The following is a 12,468-nucleotide window of genomic DNA, read 5'->3' on the forward strand; positions in this document are numbered from 1 at the left end:
ATGCATAGATATCGCCGTCAGCCTTGACGTGGCCAGTAAAAAAAGGCGATTGCAGCGGAGCTTTTAAGCTGAGAGCTGTTGTAATTGTGGTCGCGAAGTTCGGGTCATTACCAAGCGCTGTTGCTAATTCTTTGAGCGTGTCCAAGGCAGCAGGAGACGAATCAACGAGCGCGGCAATGGCTCTTTGAACAAACGCTGTTGTCGAAAGAGACAGGCTGTTATCACCGAAATCCGGAGTTGGGCCTGTAGGCTTCCCTGTGAAATTAGGCGATGCCAGCGGCGCCTTTAAGCCGAGAGCTGTGGCAATTGTTGTCGCGAAATTCGGGTCGTTACCAAGCGCTGTGGCTAACTCTTTGAGAGTGTCCAGGGCAGCAGGAGACGAATCAACGAGCGTGGCAATGGCTCTTTGAACAAACGCTGTTGTCGAAAGAGACAGGCTGTTATCACCGAAATCCGGAGTTGGGCCTGTAGGCCTTCCCGTGAAATTAGGCGATGCCAGCGGCGCCTTTAAGCCGAGAGCTGTGGCAACCGTGTTCGCAAAATCCGGGTCGTTACCCAAGGCTGCCGCCAGCTCACTTAGCGTATTGAGCGAGACAGGTGCATTGTTCACCAGTGCTGCAATAGCCTCCTGGATAAATGCCGTTGTTCCGATCTGCTCGTCATTTGTACCGGGAGTGGCTGTAGGCGCCTTTGGGGTCCCAGTCAGGACTGGGCTGTTCAAGTTAGCCTTGAGCGCCAATGCCTCGATCAGGCGGCGAACAGATACCCAACTCGTACTATTTGGGTTTGGAGTGGTGGTTACTTCGGGGGTTGTTGCTTCGGCGCTGGCAAATCCTGCGCCTGCCGTCAGTTGAAAACTACCACCATCATACAAGACGTCATAAACCCCTCCCTTGATGATGCTGCCAGCCGTGAGGGGGACGCCACCAGTCTTGAGAACCTGGACCGGACCGGCGCTATTAACTTCAATCGATGTATCACCGGTGTTGTCAAATAGCGCTTTAAATGTGAAGCGGTTCCCTTGGCTGTACTCAGTCAGATCAACAATCGCCGGAAGCATTAACTGAATGGCATCGGCGGTGCCTGCTGTTATGCCCCACAAGTAACCTTGATAGTCGGGGAATTTGCTTCGCAAAATATATTGAGGGTGGGCATGCATGGCACTTTCATGCGCAGCAAGTGCAGCGAGCGAAATTCCCTCTTGAGGATCAATAATAAAGCTGATGCTGTTTGCCGGGGCGGAGGCAAACGAAAGATCACAGAAAAGTACATACGAGACACCATTTGTCTTACGCGACAAGATAGTTCTGTCAGCCTTGGACCAGACGAATACCAGCACGTCACCCGCCCAAAACCCAATTTCCCCAATATCGACATCCCCCACGTCTTCACGCCACGAGCTGATCATTCGAATCTGATAGGGCGTTGGGCGCGCTGCTCCAGCCACAGGAACCTTGTGCCCTACAGGAGAAGTGAGGGCCACCTCATTTCCGGTCGGGTCGTAATGGGCCACTCCATAGGAGACATGCGAGATTTTAAGCTCAATACCGTCATTGCTGGCAGCGAACGCGCGGGCTTGCCCCGCCAGTGTTAGCGTGGGACTGATAATTACAGGATCTGACATACATCACCCAAAGGTTTGGTTATGGGTGAATGCTAACCAGAAAAAAACAGCGTTTACCCTGGGGATTTGCATCATTTAGGGTTTGTTTTGAACCACGCGCTGGCCAGAAATAGCAACGAATAGGCCTTCATAAACTACCGAGTTAATAAGCCCGTTGTCATGCGGGTAACCGGGCGGCCAAACGTATGCCGTCCCAACGGTATGACTCACCGCTACGGCGCTACCGACGAACATAACTTTGTAGGCTGCTTTGATTCGCTGTATTGACCGAAGCTCAAGCACAAACCGCGCTGCTACTGCAGTACGCGCCGCATTCAAGATACGAACCGGTACTGACTCGGCCTCGATGTCCACCCGCAGGCGACTGGTCAGGAAATAGTCCGCCTCCCGCGCACCGGCCGCCAGCATTTCAGAATCGCTCATCAGGTCGACAGGGTACTCGCCCGCCTTCTTGCACCAGAGCTGATCGATTGTGAAAATCGGACCAAACAAGGTCATAAGATACGACCGAAGGAAGGCTGTACCGCGCTGGGGGTTGCGATATCGCCATGCGTGGAACAGATGCCGGATCTGCTCCATGGTGTTTGTACGCAGAACCGCTAGACCATCACCCGCCAGATTTCGCTCTACCAGCGAATCAGGCCCGATATGAGGCATGCCATACAACCCCACCTCTGTGACCTGATCGTCAATGTTGCTTTGGTACAGGCTAAGGAACAGCGCCTTGAATTCTTTTTCAATATCATCGTACTCAGCGCTTCGTACAAGCGGCGTCAACTCCATGATTAGTCCGCCTCAACCAGATTGACCACCAGGCTTTCTTCCGTGATGTAGCGGTACTGCTCAGGGAGTGCCACGCCACCACTGCCGATGCTCTCCACAACCAGGTTCCCCACACGGGCCGCTAGCGCCGACACCTTGTTTTCGACCATGAGCGCATAGATATCCTTTTCCAGGATCTTTGCTTCCCCACGCTTTGACCAGGCAGAGTCTTTACCGTATTGGTTAAGCAGTATCGTGCGAACTTTTTGTTTAATAGCGCCGGACTCATATACCGATGGGATGGCCAGAGTCAGCACCAGAGGCTCGACAATATCTACAACCGGAACGAACTTGATCTTGTAGCTATCATCCGCACGGTGAATGACTGTAGTCACCTCCCCTTCAAGAACTGCCTTTGTCGTGCCGTCCTTGCGTACTGCCACAAACAACGTGTTGATATTGTCCAGTTTCGGGCCGCGAATTACTTCCTCTCGCGCCTCGTTCCAAATACTTAGGAATCTCACGGGAGATACGGCCTTGCGCACCACAAAATCGAAGTTGGAGCCAAATACAGCGCTGTCGTCATAAATACCAGGATAGGAGCACACCTCACGCATGGTGGTGATATCCATAGGGTCAGCGCCAGCTTGCAGCGTCTCTGACAGCTCCATGACGACCAGTGCGTCACTTGCACCGCCCGTATATTCAAAATAGAACTTCATGCCAGTGGAGAGCGTCACAGCCCCCTCAGTATCCTGCACAGTGACAGAAATCAGTTCACCCACTGCGGGTTGGTAGCCTGATAGGCCAGTGATGCCGAATTGGAGGCTGATATCGCCCAACTCATTGGACTTGATGTTGTAAACCCGCTGGCCGTCCTCAATGTTCGCAAAGTTGGTGGAGTATTCGAACGTGTCAACCAGTACGTTGGCGATATACCCCACCTCTGCCGGGCTGATAGGCACCGAGTAGAACGGGGTATTTGCACCGACCGCATGCACAAATGCCCGAGAGCTTACCTGTCGGGCTGTCAGGTAGCCCATATCACCAGCGCCGAGGTTTACGCCTACAGTAACCAGCCAGTAGCGTCCGGACGCATCCTGAATGGATCGACCAGCTAAGACCTGTACTGGCAGAAGGGAGTTGTTTGTAACCTTGATAGCAGCAAGGGCCGGCTTACCGAAGGGCAAGATGCCCTTTACGGCGGCATCGCTGCGCACTGTAACGTCGCGAGCCATGGTGAATGGCTCACCTGCTGTTACTTCCACCTGATTGCTTACATCCGCCAACATAGCGGCCATAGATGCTATGCCTTGAATAATCAGCGGGTCGCCAATTTGATAGCGCATAGCAATATTCGGAAAGCTGGCGATTGAATCGACGGCTTTCTGAATGAATTCATCTTTAGTAACTGCCACGGTTCACGTCTCCTAGGTCAGCCAAGCTCACGCTGGAGCCGTTTATTTCGATAAATATGGTTTTGCGGTCGAGCCCGTCATGTGTCGCGTACATGTTGATCGTGCCGGGTGGTAACTCCCCGATAACAGCAATGTCCTGGCGCATCTTGGCCAGATAGGCGTCAGCAATAGGCGAGCTGAGTGGCTTTTGCAGCAAGTCTTCGGTAGGCGCGCCGTAGGTAGAGCCGTAATAGGTGTTCGGCTTTGTGGCCACCCAATGGGCAATCATGCGGAAAAGTAGATCCGTGTTTAGCGTGTCGTCGGCCATAGGGCACCAGCAGCGGTTTATTGATTGCATGATGGCAAACAAAAACCGCCCCATTGCGGGGCGGTTTGCAGGTTGCGTACGGCCTGTTAGAGCATCCCCATCCCGCCGCTGGAGACATGAGCGATCTGTCTGTCTTCCAGGTTCTGGCTGAGAGGCATCGACAGTTGAACGGTTGGTGCAGCGGGGGCCTTACCTTGTGTCAACAACGGTCTTTCCACTGCCGGTACAGGCGGGATTTTGACTGTTGAAGAATCTGGTGCCGGCGCGGAGTACTTCGGCGCAGTAATCGGACCAGCGCTGACTGGCTTGATAGATGACATTCCCATAGTTGGTGCTGAAATTGTCGGAGCCATGACGCCTACTGTTTGCGCCCCCGGGGTTGCGGGCGCCACCGACAGACGCGGAGCAATTGGGCTCACCCCTACTGCTGGCGCACCTTTCAGTGTGGCTATGGTACTGGTCAGCGCTGCATTCGCTGCCTTGGGGGCTTGCACCTTCCCCTCATCTGCGCGGCGTGTAGGCGTCAAATCACCAGCCTTGGCCTGAGCCAGGTAGCCGTCATATTTGTCCTGGACATCGCCCATGCCGTTGAGGCCGCCGTTGGTGAGCCGCCGGGCGCGCGCCTGGTCGCCTGCCATGGCCGCTTTGTTAGCACCTGATCCTTTCCAATGTTGAACCGCGATCTGTGCGGAGTACTTCGGGTCCATGGCTAGCTCAGGGTTGTTCACCAGATCGATGCCCAGTTTCTTACCCATATCCGCATACTGAGCTTTGCCTGTGAGCTGGATATTTCCTCGCCCACGGTACTTGAAACCGTCGCCGGCGCTATCGTTACCCATGCGCCCGCCATACACCTTGTTAGCGATGGCTTCGGGGTTGTTGGCGTCAGCCCTGGCAGCCTCAGGGGTCTTGTAGTACTTGGGGAATACCTGCTGTAGCCGCTTGGCGCTGTAGTTAAGGTTTTCCTCATTGCGCGTAAACCCACCGCTTTCATGGTCGACGTTGGCCATAAGCATGGCTTTAGACTTCTGGTCAGTGATTCCACCAGCATCCATTGCCTTTATCAGTTCATCCTTACGCGCATTTGAGCCGCCCGTGTAACGACCGCCAGTGGCCTTACTGAGCAGATTCTGGCCGGCGTCTTTGATTGTGGTGGCTTTATCGCTCGCATAATCCTTGGCGGTCTGCACCTTGTCGCTAACGGTGTCCTTGATGCCCAGCACGACATCCACTGCTTTGCTGAATGCTTCCTTGATGCTGTCGGTCATTGAGGCCAGGAGCTTGACGCCCGTTGCCACCATGCCGCTCCAAGCCTTAGTAATCGAGGTCAGGTCAACGGTGGCCAGCCACTCGCCCACCATGCCGCCCAGTTGGTCGCCAATCATCGCGCCAGCTATGGCGCCCGCAGGACCGCCAAGCATCCCCAGCACACCACCGACCAACCCCCCAACGCCGCTCCCTACGTTTCCATAGCGTTTTGTTTTGTTCTCTTGAGGCGTCAGGTTCGGATCATCACCGGCCATTAAGTCGCTTGCCAGCATCCCGCCACCGATCAGCGCACCAATAAACGGTAGCTTTTTCAGTAAGCTGCGACCGAATCCGGCACGCGGTGGGGTTGGTGGGCGCGGTGGTCCGCCACGTTGCCCGGGCCGAGGCTCTGGCCCACCCCCGCGCCTGCCGGGTCCACCGCCAGCCCCGCCAGCCCCGCCGCGCCCACCTGGGCCCCCGCGCCTTCCTGGGCCAGCCCCCCGCCCCCCGCCAAAGCCTCGCAACCCTCCAGCCAGCGCGCCAGCTCCCTTAAGCAAGCTGGTCAGCCCTAACAGCTTGCTCAGCGCCTTGACCGGCGCCAGCAGCATGCCAAGCATCGAAAGGAGGCCCGTCAGCAATAGGCCCATGCCGCCACTGCCGCCGCGCCGATCACCTTTGAGGGCACTCCAAATACGGTTGTACCAGCGTATTTTTTCGCGTTCCTCTTTCTTGCGGCCAATGCCAAAGAGGCGCCCAACCGGTTTTAGGACGCCCATCATTGGCCGGAAAATACCGCTAATCTCTTTTACAGCCTGTACCGTTGGATCAATACCGTCAGCACCAGACGCCAGTGCCCCCGCAGCACCTTTTAAGCTGTCAGCAGCATCCCCCATAGCTTGAGAGGCCCGGGAAGGCTCAGTACTCTCCGGCTCGCCGTTCGGGCCCGGGTTCCTACGCCGGAATCGGCCGTTATTTTCACGATCAGCCGGTGGGTTCGCTGGCGCTCCAGGCGCTGCTGGTGGTGGGATTGGGACGGGTGGACCGAGGTCCGGGCCCGGTGGCCGAGGCAGGAATCGGCCATTGTCTTCACGATCACCCGGCGGGCGCTCGGGCGCTCCAGGTGCTGGCGCTGGCGCTGGTGCGGGCGGGCCTGTGGCCGGCCCCGGGGGTGGCGTATCAGGCCGTCCCGGTGGCACCGGCGGTAAAGGTCTTGGGATTGGGGTCGGCCCGGGTAATGGTGGCGGGGCAGATGGCGGCGGAAGGTTGGCCAGCGTGTTGGCAATAGAGGTTAGTTGCGTAAGGGTCGCAGCTGTGTCTCGCTGGATAGCCTTAAGCACCTCAATTTCTCGGCCAATCTGGTCGAGGGTTTCCTTCATCGTCGCCGTTAGGAAACCATCCGAATCGGAAGGAAGGATGCTCATTTAGAGCCCCCCGATAGCTTGGCGCACAAGGTCGAGGCTTTTGGCCAGGATGCCGGACTTCTTCTCGGCTTCCACTTCCTCGGGAGCTGGCTCAAGGTCTGGTAACTGGGCGGACATGAAGCGGTCAGCACTGTCGAGCATCGATTGCGCATGGCTTGGCAGGAACTCAGAGCCACGTTGAAGCGTAGAAGCGCTGGCGCTATCGAGCATAGTGCCCTTGCCATCCTTGAGCCGCTGCATCAGGCGCGCATTAAGGTCGATCAGATCGTCGTTTTCCCTGCACTGGCGTAGATACGCTTCACTGATGCCAGCGGCCTGTGCTTCGTTCTCAGCAATGATCGCGTCTACGCTATCCATCAGCGCCGCACACTCGCCAGCGAAGCCCAGCGACTCAATGGCGCCCGGCTCGACACTATCTAGCATCGCGTCATAGCCCTTATTCGTGTTGTAGTTCGGTGTTTTGACGAAATCCATCCCGTGATAGGTTTTTGGCGTGCGCTTGCCGCCCTCTTCGGGCGCATGAAACACCGAACTGAAACCGTAGGCCTTGCTGTCGTACAAGCGGCCAGCAATACGGCCCGGCGCGTTGTTCAAAAACTCCTGCTCATGCTCCACGGTGCCATCGGGCAGGCACTTGATGTAGATCGTGCGCACGCTTGGCTCAAGCACTACCACTTTCCCGCCCTCGATCACCGTCTCAGGGACGTTAAGGCCGTATTTTTCGCGGAACGTGTGCCCGAAATAGCCGTACACGTCCCCCTGGCGCACCAGCTCCTGTACCGACAGGCCATTGATCACGCGCATGGCGGCGGCAATGTCTACATCACGGTCCTGGCCATTGAAGTCGCGACCGCGCTCGTTCAAGTTGTAACTGATAACTCCTGTGCGCTTACGCATGATCATTCCTCACCCTGTTCTGTCGTGCTGTTCGGTAGTAGTGGCGGTTCGTTGTCATCACCACCGAAGCCGCCGCCCATGTCAGGCGCTGGCGGTTTTGCTTCCTTGATCCCTTTGGCGAAAATCTTGGCCTTGTCCGTATCGACTTCCATCATTGTGGCCATGAACTGTTCCATCATTGATTCGGGCAGGCCCATGGTGCGCATGAGGTCCATACCCTGTAGCAGCATTACGCCGCCGCTGATTGCCCGCTCTCGGCTGGCCTGTTTCTCGGCCTCAAGGGCTGCGATAGAGCCGAAAAAGTTCACGTCGTAGGGGCGTTCGTCATCAGCCCAGCACCTGCCATGCTTGGCCAGCATGTGACGATCGATCGTGTCGTTAACCGTCTGCATGAAAGATGAGCGGATGATGCGGGAGCGCTCAGCGGCTTGGCTGCTGGTACGGTTAAACCCTCCCTCACCCAGCCCACCGGTCATTTGGTCAGCAAAGCCAACCATCGACAGATCGATGCCCAGCGTGCCCGCCAGCTTGCGAGCGCAAAACATTACGTCTTCGATGTTGGCGCCGGCGCCAGAGTTGGAGCCGCCCTGAAACGAACTGATTTGAGTCAGCTGCTTTTCATTGAAGGTCGGCATGACGTGGAAGTTGCGGGAGGTTGCATACGTGCCCGTGCGTACTGCTTCCTCTGCCCGGGTTTTCATGCTCTTGAGCATCTTTTCCAGCGAGTCCATGAACAGCTTTTGTTGCGCCGCGGTCATATCCGAAAGGTTGGCGCCGATCATCGTTTCGTCAATCGATCCTGATATACGCTGACCGATCATCCCGCGCAGAGCTGAAATCAGGTTGTCGTAGTCGACCTCAGCCGCTTCCAGGAACGAACCGCCCACCAAGTCTGGCAAGGGCCGCATATCGCGCAGATCCGTGGCTTCCAGGTTGATCTTTTGAGCGTTCTCGATGGCGCGCATCTGCGGCAGGTTCACCATGCGCGGCATACGCATGCGCACCATGTCCAAGTGATTGAAGCGGCTTTGCAGCTTTGACCCAAGACTGACGATATAGCCCACGGTCTGGCCAAGCTCTACATACGGCTGCACTAGAGGCGCAAACGGCTGCTCACTATCGAAGGCAAACATACCCTCGCCCTTTTTGGTGTACAGCCTGGCGTAGGAATCACCGAAGGCGCAGGCGTTGAAGCACATGCCGTGGGCGTGCTTGTTTAGGATCTTGGCTATAAATTGCAGCTCGTCGATTGCCTTTCTATCAGCCGCCGAGGCATTCGGTTTTGCCTCAATAAAGATGGTTTCGCCGGTTGTCTCGTGACCGCCAAGCGCCATCTGTACGTGCAAGCGCAGGATCGTGCTTATAAGCCCGTCCTGAATCATGTAGTGCCACTTCTGATAGATTGCAGAGCGCGAGCGGGCCGGGCGGTCACTCGCCCCCAGCAGCATTTCAATGCCGACGTAATCAGCATCGAACGTACTTATTCCTTCCATCCGGTTTTCGGGCGCCTTGCTTACCTCGCCCAGCAAAAGCTGTGTGGTGCTCGCAAGCGAACCCCACAGGCCTTTCTTCGCTTTCTTAACGTCGGCCATTGTCTGTACGCATTAGTCCCATTTACGGATCAGCGTACAGACGGTTTTTAGCCATTCCGGGCGTTGGTTTGCAGGCTATGGACGGCTCTAAAGATCCCCGGTTGCTTCCTCGTCAGGACGTGGATTGACCAGGTACTTGCGGGTGTATGGCGGGATATTCACATTGCCGGTTACGTCTACGATTTCATAGTTGATTATCAGGCCGTCCCCCATCAACAAGGCCACCAGCATGCGCTTGGCTGGCTGCACGTAACCCGGCTTGTCCGGATCAATGATTGGCTCGATAGACGCCTCTGTCACTCCCTCGGGGTAGTTCAACCGGCCGCCATCATCAGAAGTGTTCCCCAGGGACGCGGCAAATCCCTGGGCGAAGTGAATGCGGGCGTCACAGGCGTACACCCACGAGTAATTCACTTCGTCCTCATCGTTCATCACGCCAGCTCCACCCATCGTAGGGGTGCCGTCAAAGCTGAAACTGTCTGACTCTCGGTCGACACGCTTGGTGAAGAGCACGCAGTCGATGGCGTTAGGCTCCCGCAGTGTGCGCTGGCGGTTGGCCCGATTGATTTGAATTGCGACGTTGTTGAGCATGTCTTAACCCTGTGCGTTGTCGGCGGCGGTGATTGCAACCCGGGCGGCTTGTTCGGAGTAGCCCAGCTTCATCATGGCCTTGATCTTTTTGTCCAGTGGCACGGGCTTATTGACCTTGCTGGCATGCGTCCGGCGCAGTTCGTCATTGGCTGCCCTAACCTTTGCGGCCTCGACGGCCTTACGTTGCTGTGCTGGCTGGGCGGAACGCTCGGCGCGCTTCTCTTCTGATGTCTTGATAGTGCGGTCACGCTTACGAGCACTGGCGGCATTATCGATATAGGCCTGCTGCTCTTTTACGGTCATGATCCGCTGCTTATTGCTGAGCGTCTTTCGCCCGTGCTCGATCATCTTCCGGGCAAAGTTATTGAACGTCCCAGCGTGCCCCAGCGTGCCCATGACCCGTATTACGTGCTTACAGGCAATTCCGTATAGCTTTGGGTTACGGACCCGAGGGAAACCGTCCTCGGCGCGTCCATAGTTGAAGTTGCCAATGCTGGCGATGTAGCGAAACCAGAACGTGTGCCGGTTGCAGTCGCAATCGTATTTGACCTTGCCGCGCGCCAGCAGCTTGGCGGCCTCATGGGAGGGCTGGCCACTCGATAGCGCCGCGTCGTAACTGAGGAACTGCACCATTACCGTGTGACGTGACACGTTGGAGTTTGGTCCAGCATTGGTTTGGAACTGGACCACGCCGGCACGGTTGCTCATCGGTACCGCAAAGTGGATTTGCTTGTTAGCGCGCTCCCGGTCCTCAGACGTGGCCAGGTCTATCACTCTCTTGACCAGTATCCCGCCAGAAACCTGCTTGTTGTGCTGGCCATGGATCCGTTGCACGTCTTTGACAGCTGCCTTGAAGGCCAGAATGTCGTCAAAGGTGAGCATGCGGGGCTTGCCATCAATCGTTGTGAACAGCGCACGCTTCGGATCGTACAGCCCGCCCATATCGTCAGCAGACAGAATCTTGTTCTGATCCCCGAGCCGGCGCTTTAGATCGAACTCAAATGCCTCTCGCGCCTGCTTACCGGCTTTTCGCGCGTCCTGGACCATGCTGGTGCGATTCTGATCATTGGCCGCCATTAGCGAACCGTCCTAACTGCCGTGGTAATACCGCACTTCTCTTTCAGGTAACGCAGATACCCCACCGTAGGCAGCACCAGGTCCTGTTCTTTAAGTGCAGCGTCGACATTGGGTAGACCAGCCGCCGCGAGGATCACCCGCGTCTCTGTAGCGTCACCAAACGCTCGCCGCGCGACCGCAGACAAGTCATGCCTGTCACTGGGCAGCGTGCGGATCACTTGGCAGTTTGCGGAATAGGTCGGCTCAGTGGTGGCAAACCTGCGCACCTCTCGATAAAACCGAGACTCTTCGATCATGTCCACCCCCCCAATTGATAACCAGGGGCGTAGTTTCACATGTAGGGGAAAGGTGATTATCTGGCGCTTTGCACGCCAGTCGCGGGACTCACTCAGTCATGAGCTGGTGACGTAGCGCCTTGGCCTCACGCGCGAGTAATTTGGAATACTCAGCGGCCTCGATACTCTTTGCCTCAAGGGCAACCATAACGGCGGGTAGCTGCTTCGTTGGAACGTACTGCCCCCAGCAGTAAACCGTCTGAAACGCCAAACCCAGCGCCTTCGCCACGGCCTTTTTGTTGCCTAATAGCTCAACCAGCCTTGCCACTTCCATCACGCAATCCCCTGAATTTAGTGCTAAATATTTATAGCCTTTATTCAGCATACCAGAAAAGTGAAACCCGCCGTGTGGGCGGGTTCTACATTCATATCAGGCCCTTAGGCGACGGAGTATTCCGCCTTCAATTCGTTAACCAGGTGACCCAGTTGAACCATACCGCTAGGGTCGGCCCGCAGGGATTTGTTGAAAATGAAAACATCACCAACACTGGCAAGCCGCAAACCGTTAGAACTGGAGTGATAGCCCACTTCTAAATAACTATGCTCGTCAGCCAATGAGTTTTGCGCTTTGATAATTTCAGAGAAATCACCAACTCCGTTAACCGCAATAGATACCGTGCGCGTAAGGTCATCATAGTCAACCACCACAGCAGCCCAACCCGCCACCGAGTGGGCGATTTCAGCTTGCGGCGGATTGACGGCGTTACCATAGGCAAGGAGACGATTCACCGTAGGCGATGCGGTGGTGATGTCATAACGCAAAACTGTAGCGATGGCAGTCTCATCCGTGAATGCCGTCATGAAGTTCAGACGTGCCGTCGCTGGATCGGGGATGTGGACCATCATAACCACAGTGTAGGATTTCGAAGCACTCCCTTCAGGAAAGGCAAGGCTCGACACGCCGGTATAGCTTGTAAGGCCCAGAGCTGGCTTTCCTTCAACGGTCGCAAGTTTCAAACCGAACTGATCCCTGCCCTTTTGAACCAACTTCTTGCCTGATACGCGGCAATAAGCACTCACGCCACCACCCGAGACGGCCTCAGCAGACTTTGGGCTCATCGAATGGGTAAACCCGGCCATACCCGAAGCCACCAGCTCAGCCGGCGAGAGAAGGAGCTTCACTGAACCAGGGGCTGCCGGCGCGATAATGTCAAGAACAACTAATTGGCCACGCATATTCATGTGTATTAACCCTT

At 56.2% G+C, this 12,468-nt stretch carries 12 protein-coding genes and 1 pseudogene; 1 reads left to right on the forward strand and 12 read right to left on the reverse strand.

Annotated elements, in window-relative coordinates; translation table 11 throughout:
* The 5 genes and pseudogenes from WG29040_RS24615 to WG29040_RS23125 form a co-directional block, all read right to left on the reverse strand.
* Positions 1–1,624, reverse strand: a pseudogene (locus WG29040_RS24615) (hypothetical protein); the annotation flags it as partial.
* Positions 1,625–1,699: 75 nt separating this feature from the next.
* A complete protein-coding gene (locus WG29040_RS23110) occupies positions 1,700–2,407 on the reverse strand; it encodes a hypothetical protein (RefSeq protein WP_127196950.1) in 708 nt (235 codons plus the stop codon).
* Positions 2,408–2,409: 2 nt separating this feature from the next.
* Positions 2,410–3,804 (reverse strand): hypothetical protein, encoded by a 1,395-nt coding sequence (locus WG29040_RS23115; protein ID WP_127196951.1) that lies wholly within the window; start codon positions 3,802–3,804, stop codon positions 2,410–2,412.
* Positions 3,791–4,111 carry a hypothetical protein gene (locus WG29040_RS23120; RefSeq protein ID WP_127196952.1) on the reverse strand — a complete coding sequence of 107 codons (321 nt, stop codon included), beginning with the start codon at positions 4,109–4,111 and terminating at the stop codon, positions 3,791–3,793. The genes WG29040_RS23115 and WG29040_RS23120 overlap by 14 nt, the downstream gene beginning before the upstream one ends.
* Positions 4,112–4,197: 86 nt before the next feature.
* Positions 4,198–5,652, reverse strand: a complete 1,455-nt coding sequence (locus WG29040_RS23125) for a glycoside hydrolase family 19 protein (RefSeq protein WP_127196953.1) — start codon at positions 5,650–5,652, stop codon at positions 4,198–4,200.
* A 743-nt stretch (positions 5,653–6,395) separates the two neighbouring features.
* Between WG29040_RS23125 and WG29040_RS24395 the strand changes: the two genes are divergently transcribed.
* Positions 6,396–6,644: a hypothetical protein gene (locus WG29040_RS24395; RefSeq protein WP_165878384.1), complete on the forward strand. Its 249-nt coding sequence runs from the start codon at positions 6,396–6,398 to the stop codon at positions 6,642–6,644.
* Between the two features lie 136 nt (positions 6,645–6,780).
* Here WG29040_RS24395 and WG29040_RS23135 read toward each other — a convergent pair whose 3' ends face one another.
* The 7 genes from WG29040_RS23135 to WG29040_RS23165 form a co-directional block, all read right to left on the reverse strand.
* Positions 6,781–7,677: a hypothetical protein gene (locus WG29040_RS23135; protein ID WP_127196955.1), complete on the reverse strand. Its 897-nt coding sequence runs from the start codon at positions 7,675–7,677 to the stop codon at positions 6,781–6,783.
* A gap of 2 nt (positions 7,678–7,679) precedes the next feature.
* On the reverse strand, positions 7,680–9,269 hold the full coding sequence (locus tag WG29040_RS23140) for a hypothetical protein (protein ID WP_127196956.1): 1,590 nt from the start codon (positions 9,267–9,269) through the stop codon (positions 7,680–7,682).
* An 87-nt stretch (positions 9,270–9,356) separates the two neighbouring features.
* Positions 9,357–9,860, reverse strand: a complete 504-nt coding sequence (locus tag WG29040_RS23145; protein ID WP_127196957.1) for a hypothetical protein — start codon at positions 9,858–9,860, stop codon at positions 9,357–9,359.
* 3 nt (positions 9,861–9,863) lie between these two features.
* Positions 9,864–10,937: a hypothetical protein gene (locus WG29040_RS23150; RefSeq protein WP_127196958.1), complete on the reverse strand. Its 1,074-nt coding sequence runs from the start codon at positions 10,935–10,937 to the stop codon at positions 9,864–9,866.
* Positions 10,937–11,233 (reverse strand): hypothetical protein, encoded by a 297-nt coding sequence (locus WG29040_RS23155; RefSeq protein WP_127196959.1) that lies wholly within the window; start codon positions 11,231–11,233, stop codon positions 10,937–10,939. The genes WG29040_RS23150 and WG29040_RS23155 overlap by 1 nt, the downstream gene beginning before the upstream one ends.
* Positions 11,234–11,321: 88 nt before the next feature.
* Entirely contained in the window at positions 11,322–11,597 is a 276-nt protein-coding gene (locus WG29040_RS23160; protein WP_127196960.1) for a hypothetical protein, read from the reverse strand.
* 53 nt (positions 11,598–11,650) lie between these two features.
* On the reverse strand, positions 11,651–12,454 hold the full coding sequence (locus WG29040_RS23165) for a hypothetical protein (RefSeq protein ID WP_127196961.1): 804 nt from the start codon (positions 12,452–12,454) through the stop codon (positions 11,651–11,653).
* Between the last annotated feature and the right edge of the window lie 14 nt (positions 12,455–12,468).

This window comes from Pseudomonas sp. PAMC 29040 (assembly GCF_003994535.1).
GTDB lineage: Bacteria > Pseudomonadota > Gammaproteobacteria > Pseudomonadales > Pseudomonadaceae > Aquipseudomonas > Aquipseudomonas paraversuta.